The organism is Aeromicrobium endophyticum (genome assembly GCF_003586285.1).
Taxonomy (GTDB): Bacteria; Actinomycetota; Actinomycetes; order Propionibacteriales; family Nocardioidaceae; genus Aeromicrobium; species Aeromicrobium endophyticum.
Genome location: NZ_QUBR01000001.1, coordinates 292728 through 312913 on the forward strand (window position 1 = coordinate 292728; position 20186 = coordinate 312913).

A 20186-nucleotide genomic window follows, 5' to 3' on the forward strand; every position below is an offset into this window, starting at 1 on the left:
TCAGACGTACGTGTTGAGGTCGTCGGCCAGGCGGTCCATCAGGTCGGCGTAGGCCTGGTAGCTCGGCGGCGCGACCGACGTCCACGGGACGTACGCCTTGTTCTTGGCCGCCTCGAGGGTGCCGAAGACCTTCTCGCCCTCGAGCTGCTTGAGCCCCGCCTCGCCAACCCGGTCGTCGTACAGGAAGATGTCGGCCGGGTACTTGTCGGCCTTCTCCCAGCTGAGGCTCTCGAAGTAGCCGCCCTCGTCGGGGTTGTCGGGCACCGTGATGGGCAGACCGAGCTCGTCGACCCAGTACGACAGGTCGGGGCTGACCTTGGGGTTCGACACGTAGAACAGGTCGGTCGAGCTCGAGCCCGCGAGGATCGTGCGGTCGCCGAGCTTCTGCGCGGTCTCCTTGACCCGGCCGGCCGCCGCGTCGAACGCCGCGTGCGAGGCCTTGACCTTGCTCGAGCCGAGGTCGGCGCCGAGGGCCTTGGCCGCGCGCTCGGTGCCGTCCAGCAGCTCAGGCAGGGTCTTGCCGTCGAAGTCGACCACCAGGATCGGGACGAGCTTCTTGACGGCCTTGGCCGACTCCGCGTTGAGGTACCACAGATCGGGCGCCAGGTACTGGCTCGTGATCACGAGATCGGGCTTGAGCGCGGCGACCTTCTCGACGTCGACGTCGCCGTACTCGCCTCCGCCCGTGACGTCCTCGACGGAGTCGACGTCGAGGCCGGCGACCTGCGCGGCCTCGCCATCGCCCTTGAGCGGGCCGAACACGCCGACGATCTTGTCGCCGAGCCCGAGGTCGGTCAGGGCGGCCGCCATGGACGACTGCACGACCAGACGGTCGGGCATCTCGTCGAGCGTGATCTTCGTGCCGAGGTCGTCGGTGAACGAGAACGCGGCCTTGTCGCCGGCGTCGCCGCCGGAGTCGGACGAGCCGCAGGCAGCAGGGATGAGCAGGGCGACGGCGGCCACGAGGGCAGCGCCGATACGTCGGTTCACAGATTCTTCTCCAGGTTGTCGGTGAGGGTGTTGATGACGCGGGCGTAGGCGGAGTATCCCGCCGGGGTGACGGCCGCCCACGGGACGTAGGCGTCGTTCTTGGCGGCCGTGATGGTGCCGAAGACGGGCTGCTTCTTGAGGTCGGCGAGGCCGGCCTCGCCGATGCGGTCGTCCCACAGCGCGATGTCGGCGTCGTACGTGTCGGACTTCTCCCAGCTCAGCTCGTCCCAGTAGGAGTCCTTGGCCGGGGTCACCTCCGCCATCGGCAGGCCGATGGACCGGTAGTACGCGATGTCGGGGAACTGGGCGGGGTCGCCGACGTAGAGCAGGTCGGCGGTGGTCGAGACCGGCAGCACCGTGCGGTCGCCCATCGTCCGACCCAAGGCGGTCAACCGGGCGCTCGCGTCGGCGAACTGCTGGCGCGCCGTCACGGCCTTCGCGGACTCGAGGTCGGCGCCGAGTCGTCCGGCGACCTTCTCGACGGCGTCGAGCGTCTGGACGAGGTCGAGCCCCTGGTAGTTGATCGCCAGGATCGGGGCGACCTTGTCGACCTTCTCGGCGGTGTCGTCGTTCATGTACCAGAGCTCGGGCTTCTGGTACATGTTGGTGATCACGAGGTCGGGCTCGAGCTCGGCCAGCTTCTCGAGGTCGAGGGTGCCGTACTCGCCGCCGCCCGTCACGTCCGTCACCGTGGCGGGATCGAGCCCTGCGGCCTGAGGGTCGACCGATCCGTCGGGCAGCTTGAGGGGCCCGAACGTGCCGACGACCTCGACGCCGAGATCGGCGAGCGCCGCGGCGATCGACGACTGGGCCACCACGCGGGTGGGCGCACTGTCGAGCGAGATCTTCTCGCCGCGTCCGTCGGTGAACGTCCAGGGTCCGCCGCCGGACGCGTCGGACTCGGACGAGCCACAGGCCGTCAGGACCGCCATGGCGGCGACGGCCGCAAGGGCACCTACGAGCTTTCGCATAAGGTGACCCTAACGTAGGTCAGGCTAACCTTTTTCGTGACCCTTCTCATACGTCAGCTGGATGCTCCGGCGCTCCTCGTCGACGCCCGTCAGCCGCACCGTGACGTGATGCCCCTCCGGCAGGCCCGCACCCGAGCACCGGGCGACGACCGGAGGCTCCACGAGCATGACCTCGCCGCCGTCGTCGTCCGCGCGCAGGACGATCGCGTCGAACGTCTCGCTCACCCGGCCGCCCAGCTGCCAGACCTCGGCGAGGTCGATCGCCGCACGGTCGGCCGCGGACGCCCGACGGTCGGATGCCTGCATCACGTCGCCCAGCGACGGCAGGGCCTCGCGCACCCAGGCAGGGACCTCGGCCCCGGCACACACCGCGAGGCACACCTGGGTGCCGAAGCGGTCGGCCAGGCGCCTCAGCGGAGCCGTGACGTGCGCGTACGGTCCACCGATCCCGGCGTGGGTCGGCTGCTCAGGGGGTGCCCCGTCGAAGGCCTCGTAGCCCGCTCCTCGCAGCAGGCCCGTCGCGTCGCGCATCAGTGCAAGGGAGAGCGGCTGATGGGGATCGAGACCTGCCAGCACCTCGGACGGTGTCGCGTCGGGCGGCACCACCACCCCCAGGGCGCGAGCCGCGTGCAGGAACGCCGCTCGTGCCTCGTCCTCGGCCGGGGGCAGCGTGCGCAGCAGCCCGATGCCGGCGTCGAGCATGAGCTGCGCCGCCGCCATGCCCGTCAGCAGCGAGATCTCCGCGTTCCACGCGTCGACACCGGTGCGCCGGTGCAGCTGCACGGCCCACCCGTCCGCGGTGCGCACCACCTCCTGCTCGGGCAGCGCGAGCTCGATCGCCCCCAGCGAGGCCCTCAGCGCCAGGCGCAGGCGACCGAGATCGGCGAGCGGCTCGACCGACGGATGCGGCGAACCTGCGTCGAACGATGCCTGCACGCCCTCGTAGTCGAGCCGGGCCACCGACCTGACGAGGCCTCGGCGCACCGAGGCCGCAACCGTCGCGCCCGTCGAGTCGACCTCGATCGTCCAGACCGCGGCAGGACGGACCTGGTCGGGCAACAGGCTGCACGCCCCCTCCGACATCACGGGTGGGTGCAGCGGCACCCGCCCGTCGGGCAGGTAGATCGTCTGGCCCCGACGCCGGGCCTCCTGGTCGATCGCACCGCCCGGTGCCACGACCGAGCCCAGGTCGGCGATCGCGTAGTGCACCGTGAAGCCGTCCCCGACGCGCTCGAGCAGCATGGCCTGGTCGAGGTCGAGCGAGCCCGGTGGATCGATCGTGACGAACGGGATCGCGGTGGCGTCCTCGACGTCCGGCATCGCTCGGTGGGCGATCTGCTCGGCCTCGGCCAGCACGTCGGGAGGGAACACGTCGGAGTCGTCGGGCGCCGGCAGGTCGAGCTCGGCGCGCAGGGCCGCGAAGTCGTGGGGCACGTCGTGCAACGTACCCCGGCCGGCGCTCCCCCGCCGTGCGTCGCTCGAGCCGAGCCCGGGACGACGAAGCGGGCCCCACCCGGAGGTGGGACCCGCTACGGTCGTGCGCTGATCAGCGGTCGGGCTGGATCAGTGGTTGTGACCCGCGTGCGCGTCGTCGGCCTCTTCGGCCGGCTTCTCGACGATCAGCGTCTCGGTCGTCAGCAGCATCGCGGTGATCGATGCGGCGTTGGCCAGCGCGGAGCGCGTGACCTTGACCGGGTCGAGGACGCCCTGGGCGACCAGGTCGCCGTACTCGCCCGTGGCCGCGTTGTAGCCGTCGCCGCTCTCGCGGACCTTGTTGACGACGACCTCGCCGGAGACGCCGCCGTTGCGGGCGATCCACTCGAGCGGGGCGTCGGCGCCGAGGCGGACGATGCGGACACCGACGGCCTCGTCACCGGTCAGGCCGAGGTTGTCGTCGAGCACCGACACGGCGTGGACGAGGGCGGAACCGCCGCCGGCGACGATGCCCTCCTCGATGGCCGCGCGGGTCGCCGAGACGGCGTCCTCGATGCGGTGCTTCTTCTCCTTGAGCTCGACCTCGGTGGCCGCGCCGACCTGGATGACGCAGACGCCGCCGGCCAGCTTGGCCAGGCGCTCCTGCAGCTTCTCGCGGTCCCAGTCGGAGTCGGTGTTCTCGATCTCGGCCTTGATCTGGGCCACGCGACCGTCGACGCCGGCCTTGTCGCCGCCGCCCTCGATGATCGTGGTGTCGTCCTTCGTGATGACGACGCGACGCGCCGTGCCGAGCGCCTCGAGACCGATCGTGTCGAGCTTGAGACCGACGTCGGGCGTCACGACCTCGGCGCCCGTGAGGGTCGCGATGTCCTGCAGCATCGCCTTGCGGCGATCACCGAACGCGGGCGCCTTGACGGCGGCCGAGGTGAACGTGCCCTTGATCTTGTTGACGACCAGGGTCGACAGCGCCTCGCCCTCGATGTCCTCGGCGATGATGAACAGCGGCTTGCCGGCCTGGACGACCTTCTCGAGGATCGGCAGGAGGTCGCTGACCGACGAGATCTTGCCCTGGTTGACCAGGATGTAGGGATCGTCGAGGACGACCTCCATGCGCTCGGTGTCGGTCACCATGTACGGCGACAGGTAGCCCTTGTCGAACTGCATGCCCTCGGTGAACTCGAGCTCGGTGCCCATCGTGTTGGACTCCTCGACCGTGATGACACCGTCCTTGCCGACCTTGTCGAAGGCCTCGGCGATGAGCTCGCCGATGTGGGCGTCACGCGACGACACGGTGGCGACGTCGGTCATGTCCTTGATGTCGTCGACCTCGCGGGCGACGGAGTGCAGCTGCTCGACGACGGCCTTGACGGCGGCCTCGATGCCCTTCTTCAGGCCGACCGGGTTGGCGCCAGCGGCCACGGCGCGCAGGCCCTCGTGGACCATGGCCTGCGCCAGGACGGTCGCGGTGGTGGTGCCGTCACCGGCGACGTCGTTGGTCTTGGTGGCGACCTCCTTGGCGAGCTGGGCGCCGAGGTTCTCGAACGGGTCGTCGAGCTCGACCTCGCGCGCGACGGTCACGCCGTCGTTGGTGATCGTGGGGGCGCCCCACTTCTTGTCGAGCACGACGTAGCGGCCCTTGGGACCGAGGGTCACCTTGACGGTGTTGGCGAGCTTGTCGACGCCGCGCTCGAGGGAACGGCGGGCGTTCTCGTCGAATTCGAGGATCTTGGGCATGTCAGCCTCTTTCAGAAATCAATGGGTGCACAGAGTCAGATAAGTGCTGCGGGGGAGCGTGAGAGCCCCGGCGCCCCGACGAAGGGGGCACCGGGGCGTCAGATCACGAAACGACAGCGAGGACGTCGCGCGCGGAGAGGATGAGGTACTCCTCGCCCGCGTACTTGACCTCGGTGCCGCCGTACTTGCTGAAGATGACCTTGTCGCCCTCGGCGACGTCCAGGGGGACGCGGTTGCCGTTGTCGTCGACCCGACCGGGGCCCACGGACACGACGATGCCCTCCTGCGGCTTCTCCTTGGCGGTGTCCGGGATGACGAGTCCGGACGCAGTGGTCTGCTCTGCTTCGACGACCTGGATGACCAGGCGGTCTTCGAGCGGCTTGATGGTGACCGACACGTGTCGACCTCCCCTTTCAACGGGTGAACGTTGGACGGTGGTGAGGACGCCGTCGCGGGGGTCGTTCTCACCGGATTTTTAGCACTCTCAGGAGGAGAGTGCCAATACGAAACGTAGCACGAGGCTGGCACTCGGCCCAAGGGACTGCCAGAGGTTTCGCGCTCGGCGAACGCCCTGCGGGCGACACGGCAGACTTCTCCCCATGGACCTGGCGACGTTCGAGCGACTGCTGGCACCCGAGGGACAGGAGCTGCTGTCCGAGGTGGCGGCCCGGGCAGGCGTCGAGAGCGACCTCGGGCTCGGCACCCGGCTGCGCAAGAAGCACGCGCCCGACCTCGTCGCCGCCGCCGTCACGCAGAACCACCTGCGGGGCAAGGCAGCCGCCAAGTTCGGCGACGACGCGCCCCGCCTGTACTTCACGCACGACTCCCTCGAGCAGTCCACGCGGATGCGGGTCGCGACCCACCGCGCGTCGCGGCTGGCGGCGAGCGGCGCGACGTCCGTGGTCGACCTCGGCTGCGGCATCGGCGGCGACCTGGTGGCCATGGCACGGGCGGGTCTGGCCGTGCGCGGGGTCGAGCGCGACCCCGTCCGCGCGGCGGTCGCCGCGGCCAACCTGCGCGCCCTCGGTCTGGCCGGCGAGGTGCTCTGCGCCGATGCGCAGGAGGTGACGGTGGGCGACGACGAGGTCGTCTTCGTCGACCCCGCACGCCGCGACGCCCGCGGACGGACGTTCTCGACCGCCGACCTGCAGCCGCCCTGGGACTGGGTGTGCCGGCTGCTCACGGGTCGAGCCGTCGCCAAGGTCATGCCCGGCCTGGCCCACGACGCGGTGCCGGACGGTGTCGAGGCCGAGTGGGTCAGCGACGGCGGCGACCTGGTCGAGGCCTGCCTGTGGGGCGTCCCCTTCGCCTCGACGAACCGCCGCGCGACGGTCCTGCCGTCCGGTGAGGGGCTGGTCGCCCAGGGGCACTCCCCCGACGTCGCGGACGTCGGCGCCTTCCTCTACGAGCCCGACGACGCCGTCATCCGTGCCGGCCTGGTCGGCGAGCTCGCGGCCACGATCGGCGGCTGGCTGCCCGACTCGCACATCGCCTACGTCGGCTCCGACCGGGCCGAGGCCACGCCGCTGGCCCGGGGCTTCCGCGTCGTCGACGAGCTGCCGTTCCGCGAGAAGCCTCTCAAGGCCGCGCTCCAGGCCCGCGACGTCGGCACCCTGACCATCAAGAAGCGCGGCGTCGACATCGTGCCCGAGGAGGTCGTGCGTCGCATGAAGCTGAAGGGCCGGCAGAAGGCGCTGGTGATCATGACCCGGGTGCAGGGCCAGGGCCGGGCCTTCCTCGTCGAGCGCCTCTGACCGTCGCCCTAGGGTGGGCTCATGCGTGTCGACCTCAACGCCGACCTCGGCGAGTCGTGGGATCGCTGGCGCTCGGGCGACGACGTGCTCCTGCTCGACGTCGTCACCTCGGCCAACGTCTGCTGCGGCGCCTACGCCGGCGACGCCGAGCTGATGCGGCGCACGTGCGAGGCCGCGGTCGAGCGCGGCGTCGCGATCGGCGCCCAGGTCGGCTACCGGGACCGCGAGGGGTTCGGACGCGTGTTCGTCGACCTGGCCCCCGCCGACCTGACGCACGAGGTGGTCCACCAGGTGCGCGCCCTCGACGAGGCGGCCCACGAGGTCGGCGGCGAGGTCACCTACGTCAAGCCGCACGGCGCGCTCTACAACGCGATCGTCCACCACGAGGCGCAGGCCGCGGCGGTCGTCGAGGCGCTGCGTGTGCTGGACCGTCCGCTGCCGCTGCTCGGCCTGCCGGGGTCGCGGGTGCTCGACCTCGCGGACGACGCCGGGCTGCCGACCGTCCGCGAGGGATTCGCCGATCGTGCGTACACGCCCCAGGGGCGGCTCGTGCCGCGCACCGAGGCCGGCGCCGTGCTGCACGAGCCGTCCGAGGTCGCCGCCCAGGCCGTTCGTCTGCTGGGCCAGGTCGACTCGATCTGCGTGCACAGTGACTCCCCCGGCGCCCTCGGCCTCGCGCGGGCCGTGCGCGCGGCCCTGGCGCAGGCCGGCGCGTCGCTGGCGAGCACGGCGTGAACATCCTTCCCTGCGGCGATCGCGCCGTGCTGATCGAGTGCGACACCCTGCACGAGGCGCAGACGTGGTTCGCAGCGCTGCGCGAGCACGCCGAGGTCGTTCTGGGGGCTCGCACCGTGCTGGTGCGAGGCGACCTGCGAGCCTCTCGCGAGCTGATCGCCCGCACCGATCCGTCCACGTCCGCGGTCGAGGCCGGCCCCGTCGTCGAGATCCCCGTGACGTACGACGGAGCCGATCTCGCGGAGGTGGCCGGGCTCACCGGGATGTCGGCGGCCGACGTCGTCGCGGCGCACACGGGCACGGCCTGGACCGTCGCGTTCGGCGGGTTCGCACCCGGCTTCTCGTACCTCGTCGGCGGGGACCCTCGGCTCCACGTGCCACGCCGGTCGTCGCCGCGCACCCGCGTGCCGGCCGGGTCGGTCGGGCTCGCGGGCGAGTTCAGCGGCGTCTACCCCCGCGAGTCGCCGGGAGGCTGGCAGCTCATCGGCCGGACGACCCTGCCGACGTGGGACATCGACCGCGAGCCGCCCGCCCTGCTCGTCGCCGGGACGACCGTCCGCTTCGTGGCGGACCGCGAGGTGGACCCATGACCTTCGCCGTCGAGAGCGCGGGCCTCGGCTCGACCCTGCAGGACCGCGGACGACCCGGCAGCGGCCACCTCGGCGTCGGCCCGTCGGGCGCGTTCGACCGCGATGCGCTCCGGCAGGTCAACGCACTGCTGGGCAACGCACCGGGCGACGCGGCGGTCGAGACGTACGGTGGCCTGACACTGCTGGCCGGTGCGCCGCACGTCATCGCCGTGACGGGTGCCGTCGGTCCCGTGCTGCTCGACGGACGACCGGTGCCGCACGGCCGGGCCGTGCCCGTCGCGGCGGGTCAGCGGCTCGCCGTCGGGCTGCCCACGACGGGCATGCGCGTCTACCTGGGCGTGTCGGGGGGATTCGCCGCCCGTGCCGAGCTGGGATCGATGTCGTCCGACACGCTCAGCGGCCTGGGACCGCCGCGACTCGTCGCCGGTCAGACCGTGACGACCGGTGCCCGCCGCACGATCCCCGCGCTCGACGACGTCCCCCCGCTCATCCGATCGGGCGGTGTCGACGTCGACGTGGTGCTTGGCCCCCGCGACGACTGGTTCACCGTCGAGGCCGTCCGCCGGCTGCTCGAGACGGCGTGGACGCTCTCGGCTGCCTCCGACCGCATCGGCCTACGGCTCGACGGCCGCAGGCTCGACCGCAGCGTCCTCGCCGAGCTGCCCAGCGAGCCGGTCGTGCGCGGCAGCATCCAGGTCACGACGGCAGGCCAGCCCGTCGTCTTCGGACCCGACCATCCCGTGACCGGGGGCTATCCCGTCATCGCCGTCGTCGTCGACTCCCACACCGACCGGCTGGCGCAGGTCCGGCCCGGCGACTCCGTGCGGCTGCACCGACGCGCCTGACCCTCACGCACACCACGCGAGTGGCGCGAACCCCTCCCCGAGTGGCGCAGATCGGCGGGACACGCCGTCTCAGAATCGCGAGACTGCGCCACTCGCGGACGGGTCAGCAGCGGGCGGGAGGCGCGACGCCGATGTCGACCGGCAGCTGGCCGAGGGCCCGGGCCTTGCCAGTCAGGACAGCCACGAGCGCTCGCATGGCCGGGACGTCGCGGCCGTACAGCGCGACCTTGGTGGGCGCCGAGCTGCGGGCCAGGCCGTACGGCGTGTCGGTCGACACGACCACGTCCGCGCTGGCGGCCGGCACGCCGGACCCGAGCAGCGCCACGGTGGTGTCGCCGCCCAGCGGCAGGCCCGCCTCTTGGGCGGCGGTGCGGAACGCGGCGACGGCCTCTGACGAGCCAGTGGGCGTGACCGACGTGATGCGCGGGACGGGGCACGGGTGGGCGACCACGGTCGCGGCCATCGTGCTGAGCTCTTGCGACTGCTCGGCGTGGCTGCCCGGCTCGCCCGGCAGCTCGGGCGAGGCCTGCGCGTGCAGCAGGTAGGCGATCGTGCGCGCCGCCGAGTCGCGCGCCTGCTGTTCGGGGATCTCGCCGGACTTGAGAGCCGCGAGCACCGCGTCGTACGCCTGCTCGTTGTCGGCCGGCATCAGGGCCAGGTCGCTGCCCGCCTTGATCGCCGCGACCGTCGAGTCGCCGCCCGGGTAGCGCTGCATGACCGCACCCATGCCGAGCGAGTCGCTGATCACCAGCCCGTCGAAGCCGAGGTTGTCGCGAAGGCCCTTGGTGATGACCTTGCGCGACATCGACGCCGGGACGCCCTTGTCGATCGCGGAGACGTCGAGGTGGCCCGTCATGATGCCGGGCGCGGCATCGGCGACGGCCGCCTCGAACGGCTTGAGGTCGTGCGACTTGAGCCGGGCTCGATCGCTGTCGAGCACGGGCAGGCCCTTGTGGCTGTCGGTCGACACGTTGTGCCCCGGGAAGTGCTTGACGGCCGAGATCACGCCCGCCTCGGAGTAGCCGTCGACCGCCGCCACGACCGCCTCGGCCACGGTCTCGGGGTCGGAGCCGGCCGATCGGCTGCCGATGATGGGGTCGGCCGGGCCGATCGTGATGTCGCCGTCGGGGGCGAAGACCGTGTTGTAGCCGGCCGCCCGCAGCTCGGCACCCGACGCGCGGGTCGCCGCCGTCACGGCCGCTGCGCCCCGCTCGCCGTGCCCGAGGATCGCGGCGCCGGCGGACATGAACGTCGGGAACGTCGTCAGCGGATCGGTGAGCCGCGCGACCAGCCCGCCCTCCTGGTCGATCGGCACCATGACCGGGAAGCCGCGGCCTGCGCCGGCCTCCTGCAGCTGCCGGTTGAACGTCTTGACGTCGTCGAGCGGGTCGTCGGTCGTCACGTCGAGGATCTGCTGCCCCGTGACCATCACGCCCGCGAAGTGCTTGTCGCGCACCAAGGCCAGCGACTGCTCGTTCGAGAAGCTGCGGGCGATGATGAGCTGACCCGCGAGGTCTTCCAGCGGCAGGGCGTCGGCGAGCTTGGTGGCCTTCGCGCGCTCGGCGGACGTCGGGGCCCAGCCGGCCTTCTTCGCCGGCTCGGACGGCGCGGGGGTGCTGCCCCCGCCGCCGACCACCCGGTCGGTGCCGCCGTCGCCCTCGGGGGCGAGGCGGGTCCACCAGCCGACGGCACCGATGACGACGAGCACCGAGAGGACGACCGTGGCGGCGGTGCGCGTGCGTGACCGGTGGCGCGTGGGTGCCGTCACTAGGCGGCCACGACCTGCGTCACGGGCAGGCCCGAGTCGGCAGGCAGGTCGAGCGACGACGGGGCGATGCCGCGACGGACGACCTCGGCGCCGAGGGCCGCGACCATCGCGCCGTTGTCGGTGCACAGGCCCAGACGGGGGATGCGCAGCGTGATGCCGGCCTTGGCCGCCCGCTCCTCGGCATAGTGGCGCAGCCGCGCATTGGCCGCGACCCCTCCCCCGATGATCAGGGTGTCGACGTCGTGCTCGCGGCACGCGGCGACGGCCTTCTTGGTCAGCACGTCGCAGACCGCGTCCTGGAACGACGCGGCCACGTCGGCGACGTCGAACGTCCGCCCCATGCGCTGCTCGTGCTGGACGTGCCGCGCGACGGCGCTCTTGAGCCCCGAGAACGAGAAGTCGTAGCGGTGCTTCTCGACGTCGCGACCGGTCGTGAGCCCCCGCGGGAACGCGATCGCCGACGGGTCCCCGTCGCGCGCCACGCGGTCGATGTGCGGACCGCCCGGGTAGGGCAGGTCGAGCAGGCGCGCGACCTTGTCGAAGGCCTCGCCCGCGGCGTCGTCGATCGTCTGCCCGAGCAGCGTGATGTCGGTGACGATGTCGTCGACCAGCAGCAGCTCGGTGTGCCCGCCGCTGACCAGCAGGGCGGCGACCCGCTCGCCGAACCGGCCGTGCTCGAGCTGGTCGACCGCGACGTGCGCGGCCAGGTGGTTGACGCCGTAGAGCGGCTTGTCGTGGGCCAGCGCGAGGGCCTTGGCGGCCGCGACGCCCACCAGCAGCGCGCCGGTGAGTCCGGGCCCGCTGGTCACCGCGATCGCGTCGACGTCCTGCACCCGGACGCCCGACTCGGCGTAGGCCTGCTCGAGCGTCGGCACCATCGCCTCGAGGTGCGCACGGCTGGCGACCTCGGGCACCACGCCGCCGAAGCGCACGTGCTGCTCCATGCTCGAGCTGAGGGCGTGCGCCAGCAGCTCGGTGCCACGGACGATGCCGACACCGGTCTCGTCGCACGACGACTCGATGCCCAGGACCAGGGGTTCGCTCACGCCTGACAGTCTGCCATCGTCGTCGGCATGACCCGCACCGACGACATCCCCGAGGCCTACGACGAGCGCAGCGTGCTGCTGCAGATGCTGCACTACACGCAGGACACGGCGGTCATGAAGGTCAGCGGCCTGAGCCAGGAGCTGGCCCGGGCCGCTCCCCTGCCGACCTCGCCGCTGATGAGCGCGGCCAACGTCCTCAACCACCTGCGCTGGGTCGAGCGGTCGTGGGTGACCGCCGACCTGCTCGGCGGGGTGGACGACCGGCCGTGGACGAAGGAGAGGCCGGACGCCGAGATGGAGGAAGGCTCGACCCTGCCGATCGAGGACGTCATCGAGCTCTACGAGCAGGAGGCGGCCCGCACCCGGGCGGTGTTCGCCGAGGTCGACCTCGACCTGGTGCGCCAGGGCGAGCTGCCTGCACAACCCGTGACGGCACGGTGGATCCTGCTGCACCTGATCGAGGAGACCGCCCGCCACAACGGCCACCTCGACATCCTGCGCGAGCTCGCCGACGGGTCGACGGGCGACTAGCCGCGGGGACGGGGCTACTCGGAGAGGGTGACCTGGCTCTTGTCGAAGGCGACGTAGCCGCTGTAGTCCTGGCCGACCCGGTCGAACGACGACGGGATGGGCTCGGGGTACGACCAGCCGCCGTCCTTGGCCACGTCGTCGCCCGTGCCGACGTCGAAGTACTGGGCGTCGCCCTTCCAGGGGCAGTGGTACGCGGTGGGGCTCTTGGTGAACGCGCCCTCGGTGAGGCTGGACGGCGGGAAGTACCAGTTGCCCTCGATCGTGACGAGCTGGTCGGTGGGTGCGTCGGCGACGACGGTGGATCCGATGACGGCCTTCATGCGCTGCTCCTAGCGATCGGTGTTCTTCGCGGCGCGTCGGGCGGCGCGGGCCGCGTACTCCTGCTCGTCGAGTCTGGCAGCCTCGGCCAAGGTCGGCGCGGTGCCGCCGTGGCGGGCCGGTGCCCACCACTGGCCCTCGGGACGCAGCGGGTACTCGGCGATCGCGTGGTCGAGCAGCCTCGACATCTCGTCGCGCAGCACCGCCGTCTCGGCGACCGGGTCCTCACCCGTCACCGCGATGGGCGCGCCGACGTGCAGGCCGATCGTCTTGCCGCGGCCCTTCAGGTCCGGCTCGTGGTCCTTGGTCTTGAGCAGCTGGGTGCCCCACGTGACCATGGGGATGAGCGGCACGCCCGCCTCGGCAGCCATCCTGACCGCACCGGTCTTGAGCTCCTTGATCTCGAACGACCGGCTGATCGTCGCCTCCGGGAAGATGCCGACGATCTCGCCCTCGCGGGCGTACCGCACGGCGTCGTCGTACGACTGCTGGCCGTTGTCGCGGTCGACCGAGATGTGGTGGAACGAGCGCATGATCGGCCCCGACACCCGGTGGTCGAAGGCTTCCTTCTTGGCCATGAAGCGCACCAGCCGGCCGCTCGGCTGCGCCGCGAGGCCGTCGAAGACGAAGTCGACGTAGCCGATGTGGTTGGCGGCCAGGATCGCGCCGCCCTCGCGCGGGATGTGCTCGGTGCCCGACATCTGGAACTTCATGCCGAGGACCTTGAAGAGCGTCTTGGCGGTGACGATCGTGGCCGGGTACGTGAGGTCGCGCATCCGGTCAGGGTAGTGCACACGCGTGCACCCGGCGGGTCGAGCCGGCCGGGTGCACGAGCGAGGCTCGGGACGTACGTGGGGTCGTGCGCTCAGTCCTCGGGGACGATGTGCACGGCGGCCTCTTCGGCACTGGCCGCGGCCCCGTCGATGCCGACGTCGTCGCCGACGAGGTCCTTCTCGACGTCCTCGCCGATGCCGCCGTCGGGGTCGACCAGGCGACCGGCCCGCTCACCGCCGACCTCGCCGTCGTCGAGGTCCTCGCCGGCCTCGGCGTAGGGGTCGGGCTCGGGCTCCTCCTGGCGCAGGCGCTCGTCGAGGGACTCGCCCTGCAGCTGCTCGTCGGCCGTCGTGCCGAAGCCCTCGCCGCGGTACGCCTCGGGCGGCGAGTAGCCGGAGTCGAGCGTCGCGTCGGGGTCGTCGAAGATCGCGTCCTGGTCGGGGCCTTGATCGTCCTCGGGGAAGGTGTCAGGTGTCTCGGTCATGAACCCAGCCTCGCACGCCAGCCCTGAGGCGCACGGTGAGCCTCGACCTCGATCTCGACGAGGTGGTCGGGGTGCGCGAAGGCCGTGACCTGCACCATCGTCGCGACCGGCCGCACCGCCCACGAGCAGCCGACGACGTCCTCGTACGGACTGCGGGAGCTGACGTTCCTTCTCAGGGGCAGGGTCCCGTGGGCGGAGTCTCGTCACTCGTCCGGCGGGTCGCCGGCTCATCGCCACTCCTGGATGTCGAGCTGCATGACCAGCGCGTCGATCCCGCCGGCGTAGTAGCCCCGGCGGGTGGCGATCGTGTCGAAGCCGTGCGCCTCGTAGAGACCGATCGCGGCGACGTTGTCGGCGGCCACCTCGAGCAGCATCCGCTCGGCGTCGAGGTCGCGGGCCAGGTCGACGAGCTCGGCGAGGACGTCGCGGGCCAGGCCGCGTCCGCGGGCAGCCGGGATCACCGCGATGCGGTCGAGGTCGGCCACGTCGCCGGCCACGGAGATCGCGCCGTAGGCCTCGAGGTCGTCCGACACGAGCACGACGTGGCGCTCGCCCCGCACCTCGTCGGCCACGAGGGTCTCGCTCCACGCCGACGACCCGAAGCACGCCGCCTCGACGGCCGCGATGGCGGCGACGTCGTCGAGCGTCGCGCGGCGGGTCATGCGCGCTTCGACGACACCTGGGGCACGGCGTCGGGCCGGCGCAGGTAGAGCGGCTCGAGCGGCAGCTCGACCGCGCGTCCGGACACCACCAGCTGCGCCAGCGACGACGCCCGCGGGGCACCGACCTCGCCCGCCGCGCGCAGCACGCCGTCGTAGAGGTGGGCGCCCTGTCCGAACGCCGGGAGGTCTGGGTGCAGCGCCGCGAGGTCGGCCGGCTTGAGCACGTGGGGGCCGTCGAGACGGAGGTGGTCTCCCCCGTAGCGCGCCCAGTAGACCTCCTTGCGGCGAGCATCGGTCGCCACGAGGAACTCGCCCTCGACCTGGACGTCGGCCGCGACGATGTCGAGCGAGCACACGCCGTGAGCGGTCAGCCCCAAGGTGGACGCGAGCGTGAGCGCCGTGACGACGCCGACCCGCAGGCCGGTGAACGGGCCCGGCCCGACGCCGACGGCGACGTCGGTGAGGTCGCCCATCGCGGCACCCGCCTGGGCCATCGCGTCGCGGATCGCCGGGGCCAGCAGCTCGCCGTGGGCCATCGCCCCCTCACCGGAGGCCTGGCCCACCACGCGGGTGCCGTCGTGGACGGCGACGGTGATGACCGGGGTGGCGGTGTCGAAGGCGAGGAGGAGCACGGCTGAAGCCTACGAGCCCGTCGGCGTCGAGCCCAACAGCGTCGACCGCAGGGGGACGCCCACCCAGCGCGCGCCGTGCGGCTTGATCGTGACGACGCGGGGGTCGACCTCGTCGGGCAGCTCGCCGACCTCGCCGTCGTGCGGTGTGCCGAGCGGGTCGATGGGCCGCGGCCCGCGGACCTCGATGCGGACGTGCAGCCAGCTGTCGGCGAGCTGCTCGGCCATGCCGTCGCCCCACTCCACCACCGTCACGGCCGACTCGGTGGTGGAGTCGAGGTCGAGGTCGTCGAGCTCGCTGAGGTCGCCGAGCCGGTAGGCGTCGACGTGCACCAGCGGCGGCCCGTCGACCAACGACGGGTGCGTGCGGGCCAGGACGAAGGTGGGCGACGTGACGGGGCCGCGCACGCCCAGCGCCTCGCCGAGGCCCTGCGTGAACGTCGTCTTGCCGGCGCCGAGGTCACCCGACAGCACGAGCAGGTCGCCCGCCCGCAGCAGCGGCGCCAGGCGCGACGCGAGAGCCTGCATCTCCTCGGGGGTCGGCACCTCGCGGGCCAGCCACAACGTCTTGCCGAACTCGATGAACGGCTCGTCCCGCCCCACGGGGACGTACAGGCGCCGCGACCAGAACTGCACCGTGTCGGGCAGCTCCTCGCGCACGTCGAGCCAGATGCCGTCCTTGCCGCGCTCCTCGGCGGTGTCCTCGGCGACGCCCACCATGGCCGAGGCCACGCCACGCGCCTGGATGTCGGGATCGACGCACACCCTGCGCAGGCCCAGCTGCCCCGGACGGGACTCGTCGAACAGCAGCGCGCCCATCGGCAGCCCGCGGCGCTCGACCAGCAGGCCGCCGGCCGTCCGCAAGGTCTCGGCGACCGACTCGACGGTCTCGTCGAGCGCCGTCGACGGCGGGTCGAGGGTGGGACGGGCTCCGAACGAGCGGTGGATGATGTCGACGATGACCGCCGCGTGCTCCGGTCCGGCATCGATGACGTTCAGGGCGTTGGACGTCATGACATGGCCTCCTTCACGTCGTCGAGCACGTCCTCGATGATCGCGGTGACGGCCTCGTGCTCCTCGAACATCAGCATGTGCCCCACGTCGTCGAGCACCACGAGCTCGGCACCGGGGATCGCCGCGGCGAGCCGGCGGCTGTGCTTGACGGGCGTCAGCAGGTCGGCCGTGCCGCCCGCCACGGTGGTGCGGGCCCGGCCGAGCGCCTCGAGCCCCGCCGTCAGGTCGAGCCCGACGAAGTTGGGGTAGAAGTCGGTCAGCACGTGCGTGGGTGCCTCGAGGATCATCTCGTTGGCCATGTCGACGTGCCGCTCGTGCGCGCCCGGCCCCAGGCCCCAGCGGCGGATGATCGAGTAGCTGTTGAAGCGCCGGCCCCAGTCGAGCACGGGCGCCCCAGCCCGCAGGATCGGGATCAGGTAGCGCAGACCGGGGCTGCTGCGCATGAGCCGTCCCGAGCTGGTGCCGAGCAGCACGACGCCCTTGACCCGCGAGCCGAACAGCTCGGGCCTCGTGCCGGCGAGCTGCATGATCGCCATCCCGCCCATCGAGTGCCCGATCAGGACGATCGGCCCCCGCGGGACGAGCTGCTGGATCACCGAGACGATGTCGTCGGCGAGCTCGGCGAAGGTCGACTTCTTGCTGGTGGCGCGGCCCGAGCGCCCGTGCGACCGCAGGTCGACGAACACCATCCGCACCTGGCCGCGCAGCGCCAGGCGCTGGTAGTGCCACACGTCGATGTTCTCGACCCAGCCGTGCAGGAACACCAGCGTGGGCGTCTTGCGCTCGGCCTCGTCGACCTCGACGTGCAGCGGCACGCCGTCGGTCGAGACCACCGTGGTGCCGTCGCTGCGCACCGAGCCGAACTCGACGTCCTCGCCCCGCCGCCGGCGACGGTGCGTGCGCACCCGTCCGTTGAGCAGCGTCGCCACGGTGCCCGCAGCCACGAATGCTCCTGCCGTCCCGGCCAGCCTCATCGTCTTGCTCATGCCTCGCCACCCCGGTAGGTCCGCACGGTGCGGCCACCCAGGCGGGTGACGACCTCGTAGGCGATCGTGTCGGTCGCCGCCGCCCAGTCTTGCGCAGTCGGCTCGCCGTCATGACCGGGGCCGAACAACGTCACCAGGTCGCCCCGGCCGGCCGGGGCGTCGCCGAGGTCGACGACGAGCTGGTCCATGCAGACCCGCCCGACCAGCGGCACCCGCGCGCCACCGACCTGCAGCTCGGCCCGGTTGGACGCGGCGACCGCGATGCCGTCGCCATAGCCCATCGGCACCAGCCCGAGCGTGGTCTCGTGATCGGCGACCCATTGGTGCCCGTACGAGACGCCTGCTCCTGCCGGCACCCGCTTGACCTGCGCGAGACGCGTGCGCAGCGTCATGACGGGGGTCAGCGTCGTCTCGTAGCCCAGGTCGGGGGCGGGCGGGATGCCGTACGCCGCGATGCCCACCCGCACGAGGTCGAGGTGCGTCGACGGACGCGTCAGGGTCGCGGCGGAGTTCGCGAGGTGCCGAAGGTCCGGCGACAGCCCGGCGGCGGCCAGCTCGTCGACCGCGGCCCGGAACACCGACTCCTGGACGTCGTTGGCCGGGTGGTCCGGCTCGTCGGCGCAGGCCAGGTGCGACCAGACGCCGGTGATCTCGACACGGCCCGCGGCTTGGGCCGAGGCAGCCGCGGCGACCAGCGCGGTCCACTCGTCGCCACGGGCGCCGTTGCGCGACAGGCCGGTGTCGACCTTGAGCTGTACCCGCGGGCGCCGGCCCGCGGCGGCGACGATCTCGTCGAGCTGCTCGACCGACGACGCCGTGAGCTCGATGCCTGCCTCGACCGCCGCGCCGTAGGCGGCGCCGGGGACGGCCAACCAGCACAGCAGCGGACCGGAGTCGCCGGCCTGCCGCAGGGCCAGGGCCTCGTCGATCGTCGCGACGCCGAGCCAGGTGGAGCCCGCCGCACGCGCCGCCCGTGCCATGCGCACCCTGCCGTGGCCGTAGGCATCGGCCTTGACGACCGTCATCAGGGCCGATGACGGGGCGCAGGCCGCCAAGGCGGCGATGTTCGCACCGAAGGCGTCGAGGTCGATCACGGCCTCGATCTGCGGAGTGGGCATCATCGTCTCCAGTCGCGGACGTCGTCGAGCTCGCCGTCGTGGAAGGCGGCCAGGGTCGCGGGCAGCGCCTGGGCGACGGCCGATGCGGTGACCGGTCCGCCGCGATTGGCGCGCACGCTGGCCGCCCCGTGCAGGAATGCCGCGATCGAACCCGCGTCGTGCGGATCGGCGCCGGAGGCCAGCAGCGAGCCCGCCAGGCCCGCGAGGACGTCGCCCGATCCGGCCGTGCCCAGCCACGGCGACCCGGTGAGGTTGACGCGGGTCGTGCGGCCCGGGGTGGCCACCAGGGTGCGCGCCCCCTTGAGCAGCACCGTCGCGCCCCAGCGCTCGGCCGCGGCGGTGGCGTGGCGCAGCGGCTCGGCCTCGATCGCGTCGCGTCGGGTGCCCAGCATGTCGGCGAGCTCGCCGGCGTGAGGCGTCAGCAGGGCCGGGACGTCGAAGGAGTCGGGCAGGTGCTGCAGCGCGCTGGCGTCGACGACCACGGCGACACCGTCGTCGAGGGCGGCCGTGAGCTGCTGCTCGGCATCGTCGCCCCCGCCCGGGCCCACGACCCACGCCTGCACGCGTCCGCGTCCTGCGACCACCTCGGGTGCGCGATCGACGACCCGGCGGCTCAGCTCGGCGTCGCCCACGAAGCGGACCATGCCGGCCATGCCGGTGAGTGCCCCCGCGACGCACAGGTGCGCCGCGCCGGCGTACTGCGACGACCCGGCCGCGATGCCCACGACCCCCCGCGAGTACTTCTGGCTGGCCGGCTCGCGCAGCCACGCGAACGTCTCGACCAGCAGGTGGCCGTCGGACGCCTCGATCGCCTCGACGCTGGCCTGCGGGAGGTGCGGGCCGAGGCCGATGTCGACGAGCTGGGCGATCGAGGCATCGCCCCACCCGGCGGCTCCGGCGGCCGGGCCGACCAGCAAGGCGTTCTTGTAGGTGCCGAACGTCACCGTGGCATCGGCCGTGACGTGCACCGACGTGGGCAGGGTCGCGCCATCGACGTCGACGCCCGAGGGCACGTCGACCGCGACGGTGCGGGGTCGCGTGCCGGCGATCCACTCGGCCCACTCGGCGGCGCGGCCGCTCAGCCCCGGCCGTGCGCCGATGCCGAAGAGCGCATCGAGGCAGTGACGCTGCTGCGAGGGCGCGTCGACGACCTGGGCACCGGCCGCCAGCGCGGCGTCCAGGCCGGCGGCGTGGGCCTTGTCGGGGTCGAGCAGGCACAGGTCGACCCGCACCCCGCCGTCGAGCAGGTGGGTCGCCGCGTACAGCGCGTCGCCGCCGTTGTCGCCCGGGCCGACCAGCATCACCAGCACCTCGCCGGCCGGGACGTGGTCGAGCGCGTCGGCGAGCCCGCGGGCCGCCCGTCGCATCAGCTCGCCGCTCGGCAGGCCGGCGGCGAGGGCGTGCTCGGCGGCCCGCACGTCGGCGACGGCGTGCGCCCTCAGCACTCGGCCACCACGAAGGCCGTCGCGACGATCGTGTCGTGCGAGATGGACAGGTGCGTCGTGGTGATGCCGAGCTCGGTCGCGCGGTCGAGAGCGGCGCCGGTCAGGGTCATGACGGGCGCCCCGACGGCGTCGGCGACGACCTCGATGTCCTGCCACGACATCCCCGCCGGCGCCCGGCACGCCTTGACGAAGGCCTCCTTCGCCGCGAAGCGTCCGGCCAGCGACTCGAGCGGCAGATCTGCCTCGGCCGCGGTGAACAGCCGGTCGCGCAGGGTCGGCGTCCGCTCGAGGGACGCCGCGAATCGGACCAAATCGACCACGTCCACCCCGATCCCGACGATTGCCATGCTGCTCAGCC

General features: G+C 72.5%; 22 protein-coding genes. 5 read left to right on the top strand and 17 right to left on the bottom strand.

The features are described 5' to 3' along the window. From DX116_RS01450 to groES, 5 genes are all read right to left on the bottom strand, one after another. Window positions 1-990 (bottom strand): ABC transporter substrate-binding protein, encoded by a 990-nt coding sequence (locus DX116_RS01450; protein WP_119702463.1) that lies wholly within the window; start codon window positions 988-990, stop codon window positions 1-3. Continuing rightward, window positions 987-1961 (bottom strand): ABC transporter substrate-binding protein, encoded by a 975-nt coding sequence (locus DX116_RS01455; protein WP_119702464.1) that lies wholly within the window; start codon window positions 1959-1961, stop codon window positions 987-989. Before DX116_RS01455 ends, DX116_RS01450 begins: the two co-directional genes overlap by 4 nt. Before the next feature lie 24 nt (window positions 1962-1985). Then, on the bottom strand, window positions 1986-3395 hold the full coding sequence (locus DX116_RS01460) for an RNB domain-containing ribonuclease (protein ID WP_233556532.1): 1410 nt from the start codon (window positions 3393-3395) through the stop codon (window positions 1986-1988). 129 nt (window positions 3396-3524) lie between these two features. After that, window positions 3525-5129, bottom strand: a complete 1605-nt coding sequence (groL, locus tag DX116_RS01465; protein ID WP_119702465.1) for a chaperonin GroEL — start codon at window positions 5127-5129, stop codon at window positions 3525-3527. A 103-nt stretch (window positions 5130-5232) separates the two neighbouring features. Next, complete coding sequence (groES, locus tag DX116_RS01470) at window positions 5233-5526, bottom strand: co-chaperone GroES (RefSeq protein WP_056606353.1); 294 nt, start codon at window positions 5524-5526, stop codon at window positions 5233-5235. 202 nt (window positions 5527-5728) lie between these two features. On the opposite strand from groES, the gene DX116_RS01475 reads away from it, so the two are divergent. Genes DX116_RS01475 through DX116_RS01490 form a run of 4 tightly spaced genes read left to right on the top strand, consistent with a single transcriptional unit; the run spans window position 5729 to window position 9053 of the window. Beyond that, window positions 5729-6883, top strand: a complete 1155-nt coding sequence (locus DX116_RS01475; RefSeq protein ID WP_119702466.1) for a class I SAM-dependent methyltransferase — start codon at window positions 5729-5731, stop codon at window positions 6881-6883. 21 nt (window positions 6884-6904) lie between these two features. Beyond that, window positions 6905-7618, top strand: coding sequence for a LamB/YcsF family protein (locus tag DX116_RS01480; protein ID WP_119702467.1), 714 nt, complete (start codon window positions 6905-6907; stop codon window positions 7616-7618). After that, entirely contained in the window at window positions 7615-8208 is a 594-nt protein-coding gene (locus DX116_RS01485; RefSeq protein WP_119702468.1) for a 5-oxoprolinase subunit B family protein, read from the top strand. The genes DX116_RS01480 and DX116_RS01485 overlap by 4 nt, the downstream gene beginning before the upstream one ends. Next, window positions 8205-9053 carry a 5-oxoprolinase subunit C family protein gene (locus DX116_RS01490; protein WP_119702469.1) on the top strand — a complete coding sequence of 283 codons (849 nt, stop codon included), beginning with the start codon at window positions 8205-8207 and terminating at the stop codon, window positions 9051-9053. The genes DX116_RS01485 and DX116_RS01490 overlap by 4 nt, the downstream gene beginning before the upstream one ends. Before the next feature lie 103 nt (window positions 9054-9156). Here DX116_RS01490 and DX116_RS01495 read toward each other — a convergent pair whose 3' ends face one another. Both DX116_RS01495 and tsaD read right to left on the bottom strand, forming a co-directional pair. Then, the gene (locus DX116_RS01495) at window positions 9157-10821 is read right to left on the bottom strand and encodes a glycoside hydrolase family 3 N-terminal domain-containing protein (RefSeq protein ID WP_158591865.1); all 1665 of its coding nucleotides are present in this window, start codon (window positions 10819-10821) and stop codon (window positions 9157-9159) included. Beyond that, entirely contained in the window at window positions 10821-11867 is a 1047-nt protein-coding gene (gene tsaD / locus DX116_RS01500) for a tRNA (adenosine(37)-N6)-threonylcarbamoyltransferase complex transferase subunit TsaD (protein WP_119702471.1), read from the bottom strand. The genes DX116_RS01495 and tsaD overlap by 1 nt, the downstream gene beginning before the upstream one ends. A gap of 27 nt (window positions 11868-11894) precedes the next feature. On the opposite strand from tsaD, the gene DX116_RS01505 reads away from it, so the two are divergent. Then, on the top strand, window positions 11895-12398 hold the full coding sequence (locus DX116_RS01505; RefSeq protein ID WP_119702472.1) for a DinB family protein: 504 nt from the start codon (window positions 11895-11897) through the stop codon (window positions 12396-12398). A gap of 14 nt (window positions 12399-12412) precedes the next feature. Here the strand turns inward: DX116_RS01505 and DX116_RS01510 are convergent, their stop codons facing one another. The 10 genes from DX116_RS01510 to DX116_RS01555 all read right to left on the bottom strand — a co-directional run bounded on the left by DX116_RS01510 (window position 12413) and on the right by DX116_RS01555 (window position 20175). Continuing rightward, the gene (locus tag DX116_RS01510; RefSeq protein WP_119702473.1) at window positions 12413-12718 is read right to left on the bottom strand and encodes a DUF427 domain-containing protein; all 306 of its coding nucleotides are present in this window, start codon (window positions 12716-12718) and stop codon (window positions 12413-12415) included. 9 nt (window positions 12719-12727) lie between these two features. After that, entirely contained in the window at window positions 12728-13492 is a 765-nt protein-coding gene (locus tag DX116_RS01515) for a lysophospholipid acyltransferase family protein (protein ID WP_119704058.1), read from the bottom strand. 89 nt (window positions 13493-13581) lie between these two features. Next, window positions 13582-13974, bottom strand: coding sequence for a DUF5709 domain-containing protein (locus DX116_RS01520; RefSeq protein ID WP_119702474.1), 393 nt, complete (start codon window positions 13972-13974; stop codon window positions 13582-13584). Between the two features lie 227 nt (window positions 13975-14201). Further along, window positions 14202-14636 (bottom strand): GNAT family N-acetyltransferase, encoded by a 435-nt coding sequence (locus tag DX116_RS01525; RefSeq protein WP_119702475.1) that lies wholly within the window; start codon window positions 14634-14636, stop codon window positions 14202-14204. Next, a complete protein-coding gene (gene tsaB, locus DX116_RS01530; RefSeq protein WP_119702476.1) occupies window positions 14633-15268 on the bottom strand; it encodes a tRNA (adenosine(37)-N6)-threonylcarbamoyltransferase complex dimerization subunit type 1 TsaB in 636 nt (211 codons plus the stop codon). Before tsaB ends, DX116_RS01525 begins: the two co-directional genes overlap by 4 nt. Window positions 15269-15277: 9 nt before the next feature. After that, window positions 15278-16279, bottom strand: a complete 1002-nt coding sequence (tsaE, locus tag DX116_RS20390; protein ID WP_119702477.1) for a tRNA (adenosine(37)-N6)-threonylcarbamoyltransferase complex ATPase subunit type 1 TsaE — start codon at window positions 16277-16279, stop codon at window positions 15278-15280. Then, window positions 16276-17265: an alpha/beta fold hydrolase gene (locus tag DX116_RS01540; RefSeq protein WP_119702478.1), complete on the bottom strand. Its 990-nt coding sequence runs from the start codon at window positions 17263-17265 to the stop codon at window positions 16276-16278. The genes tsaE and DX116_RS01540 overlap by 4 nt, the downstream gene beginning before the upstream one ends. Further along, window positions 17262-18383 (bottom strand): alanine racemase, encoded by a 1122-nt coding sequence (gene alr / locus DX116_RS01545; protein ID WP_233556533.1) that lies wholly within the window; start codon window positions 18381-18383, stop codon window positions 17262-17264. Before alr ends, DX116_RS01540 begins: the two co-directional genes overlap by 4 nt. Then, a complete protein-coding gene (locus tag DX116_RS01550) occupies window positions 18383-19828 on the bottom strand; it encodes a bifunctional ADP-dependent NAD(P)H-hydrate dehydratase/NAD(P)H-hydrate epimerase (protein ID WP_119702480.1) in 1446 nt (481 codons plus the stop codon). The genes alr and DX116_RS01550 overlap by 1 nt, the downstream gene beginning before the upstream one ends. Beyond that, window positions 19822-20175 carry a holo-ACP synthase gene (locus DX116_RS01555; RefSeq protein WP_119702481.1) on the bottom strand — a complete coding sequence of 118 codons (354 nt, stop codon included), beginning with the start codon at window positions 20173-20175 and terminating at the stop codon, window positions 19822-19824. Before DX116_RS01555 ends, DX116_RS01550 begins: the two co-directional genes overlap by 7 nt. Window positions 20176-20186: the final 11 nt, after the last annotated feature.

Excerpts from the sequence above, each read along its gene's own strand:
- DX116_RS01455 (WP_119702464.1), bottom strand. The coding sequence starts at position 1,961 with ATGCGAAAGCTCGTAGGTGCCCTTGCGGCCGTCGCCGCCATGGCGGTC.
- groL (WP_119702465.1), bottom strand. The coding sequence starts at position 5,129 with ATGCCCAAGATCCTCGAATTCGACGAGAACGCCCGCCGTTCCCTCGAG.
- DX116_RS01475 (WP_119702466.1), top strand. The coding sequence starts at position 5,729 with ATGGACCTGGCGACGTTCGAGCGACTGCTGGCACCCGAGGGACAGGAG.
- DX116_RS01480 (WP_119702467.1), top strand. The coding sequence starts at position 6,905 with ATGCGTGTCGACCTCAACGCCGACCTCGGCGAGTCGTGGGATCGCTGG.
- DX116_RS01490 (WP_119702469.1), top strand. The coding sequence starts at position 8,205 with ATGACCTTCGCCGTCGAGAGCGCGGGCCTCGGCTCGACCCTGCAGGAC.
- DX116_RS01505 (WP_119702472.1), top strand. The coding sequence starts at position 11,895 with ATGACCCGCACCGACGACATCCCCGAGGCCTACGACGAGCGCAGCGTG.
- DX116_RS01510 (WP_119702473.1), bottom strand. The coding sequence starts at position 12,718 with ATGAAGGCCGTCATCGGATCCACCGTCGTCGCCGACGCACCCACCGAC.
- DX116_RS01515 (WP_119704058.1), bottom strand. The coding sequence starts at position 13,492 with ATGCGCGACCTCACGTACCCGGCCACGATCGTCACCGCCAAGACGCTC.
- DX116_RS01520 (WP_119702474.1), bottom strand. The coding sequence starts at position 13,974 with ATGACCGAGACACCTGACACCTTCCCCGAGGACGATCAAGGCCCCGAC.
- DX116_RS01525 (WP_119702475.1), bottom strand. The coding sequence starts at position 14,636 with ATGACCCGCCGCGCGACGCTCGACGACGTCGCCGCCATCGCGGCCGTC.
- tsaE (WP_119702477.1), bottom strand. The coding sequence starts at position 16,279 with ATGACGTCCAACGCCCTGAACGTCATCGATGCCGGACCGGAGCACGCG.
- DX116_RS01540 (WP_119702478.1), bottom strand. The coding sequence starts at position 17,265 with ATGAGCAAGACGATGAGGCTGGCCGGGACGGCAGGAGCATTCGTGGCT.
- alr (WP_233556533.1), bottom strand. The coding sequence starts at position 18,383 with ATGCCCACTCCGCAGATCGAGGCCGTGATCGACCTCGACGCCTTCGGT.
- DX116_RS01555 (WP_119702481.1), bottom strand. The coding sequence starts at position 20,175 with ATGGCAATCGTCGGGATCGGGGTGGACGTGGTCGATTTGGTCCGATTC.